Source organism: Ruegeria sp. AD11(2025), from assembly GCF_056542405.1.
The window spans coordinates 1-2422 of record NZ_JBQFZU010000085.1; the positions used below are offsets into that span (position 1 = coordinate 1).

At 59.2% G+C, this 2422-nt stretch carries 1 protein-coding gene; it reads left to right on the plus strand.

The window, feature by feature from the left end:
• The first annotated feature begins 187 nt into the window (after positions 1 to 187).
• Entirely contained in the window at positions 188 to 2323 is a 2136-nt protein-coding gene (locus ACR1XY_RS24340) for a polysaccharide biosynthesis tyrosine autokinase (protein ID WP_480597352.1), read from the plus strand.
• Positions 2324 to 2422 lie beyond the last annotated feature (99 nt).

The following is a 2422-nucleotide window of genomic DNA, read 5'->3' on the forward strand; positions in this document are numbered from 1 at the left end:
TGTTGCCTACCTGAACCGGCGCAGCTTTCTTAACGATATCAGGATCATCTCCCAGACCGCCTCAACCGTGCTTCGCAGAACCGGAAAGTAACGGGCGCACAGACCTTTATTCTTGCTTTGGGACCATGTACAGAGCAGCGGCACACGCGTTTCGCGTGTGCCAGGCTTTTGGAATCGTATTCTTGATATGAAGCAAGCTCCGATACACGACGCGCAGTTCACATCGAACCGATCCCCGGCAAGTGACACGCCGCAAAATGACACCATCGACCTGGCCGCTTTGGCGGGTACTTTGTGGCGTGGCAAGTGGATCATCACCCTGACCACCGCCGTGACCATTCTGGTCGGAGCCTTTTATGCCTTTGTCGTCGCTGTCCCCTTGTACAAGTCCACCGCCGTGGTCATGCTGGAAACCGATCAGGCCAGCGTGGTTGATCTGCAAAGCGTGGTGGGCGGCCTGGCGGGAGACACGGCCGAGGTCAATTCCGAGCTGGAAGTGCTCCGGTCCCGCGGCTTGATGGGCAAGGTTGTCGACAGGCTTGAACTGGTCTCGGACCCCGAGTTCAACACTGACCTAGTCCCGGCCTCTGCGCTCGACGGGGTCAAACAGTTTATCAAATCGGTGTTTGGGGCCGAACCCAACCCCGAGCCTGTCTCTGAAGAACTGGCTGAACGGCTGCTACGCGACGATGTGATCTCGGCCCTGCTCGATAAGGTTTCGGTACGCAACGTGGCGCAAAGCCTTGTGTTCGAGGTGACGGCCGAAACCAAATCGGCGCGCAAATCGGCCCTGATCGCGGACACGATTGTCGAGCTTTACGTTCTGAACCAGATCGAAGTGAAATTCGACGCCACCGAACAGGCGACCGCCTGGCTGACCGACCGCGTGGCCGAACTGCAGATCGATCTGGAAACCGCCGAGGCAAAGGTCAACGAATTCAATTCGACGACAGCGCTGATCTCACCCGAAGCGCTGCAATTGCAGGAAGTGCAGCTAAAGGACTTGCGCGAACGCCGCGAGTCAGCCGAGGCGACCCGCATCTCGGCGCAGACCCGGTATGACGCGTTGAACACCGCCGAGACCCGCGCGGCCCAGTCTGCCGCCAGCCAGGACCCGCAACTGCAACGACTGCTTGGCCAGATCGACGACTCAGATGCCGGTGAGGCCGACTTTGACACCGCCTTCCAGCGCCTGGTTGCGCGGACTGCGCTTGAAGCTCGGCGGGCAACGCAGCAGGTTCAGGCCCTGACGCTGTCAGCCGACGAGCTGGGCCAGAAGATCGCGCAGCAGAGTGCGGATCTGATTACCCTGCAGCAGCTGGCACGCGAGGCGGAAGCCGTTCGGCTGCTATACGAGTATTTCCTGGCCCGCCTGAAAGAGACATCGGCGCAGGAAGGCATCCAGAAAGCCGACAGTCGGCAATTGTCGAGCGCCGTAATCCCGGGCAACCCTTCGGAACCGAAAAAGTCTCTGATCCTTGCGCTTTCAACCATTCTGGGCCTCCTGCTGGGCGTCGGTATCGTGTTGCTGGCCGAGGCACGGCGTAAAGGCTACCGCACGGCCCAGGAACTAGAGCGCAAAACCGGTTACAGCGTTCTGGGTCAGATACCCGTCTTTCCCGGCCGCGGGCGCCGCAAGGTACTGGAGTATCTCGCGGAAAAACCCTCATCTGCCACGGCCGAGGCGGTACGCAACCTGCGCACCTCACTGATGTTGTCCAATGTGGACCGCCCACCGCAGGTTGTGGTGATCACCTCTTCGCTACCGGGTGAAGGCAAGACAACGAATGCGTTGGCGCTGGCGCAGAATTTTGTCGGTATAGGCAAAAAGGTATTGCTGGTCGAAGGCGATATTCGGCGCTTGACCATGACGGAGCAATTGCAGGGTGTGCCGAAGAACGGGATCGTTTCGGTTCTGGCCGGGGACTCAACCGCGCAGGAGGCAATCTTTCAAGACCCGCTGCTGGGTTGTGACATCCTAGCCGGCGAGAAGACCTCGGCCAACGCGGCGGACCTCTTCGCATCCGAACGGTTCCGGTTGTTCCTGGAGGATTTGCGCCAGAAGTACGACATCATCCTGATCGACACGCCACCGACCTTGCTGGTTTCTGACGCGCGCCTGATTGCGCGCAACGCAGATGCGGTGCTGCTGACCGTCAAATGGAACGACACGTCCGAACAGGATCTCGCTGAAACCATGCGACTGTTCCACACCGACAATCAGCGCCTGACCGGGCTTGTACTGAGTCAGATCAATGCCCGCAGTGCTCGGCAATACGGCTATTCCTACGGCAGCTACGCCAACAAGTACTACAACAACTAGAATTGCTGCCCGATTTTTTTGGCGGCAGCGGCGCGTTGGGCAAGCGCGCCGTTTTTGTGGGTTTTATGTGTATCAGTTTGTGCTGACGGTGCTTGTTGT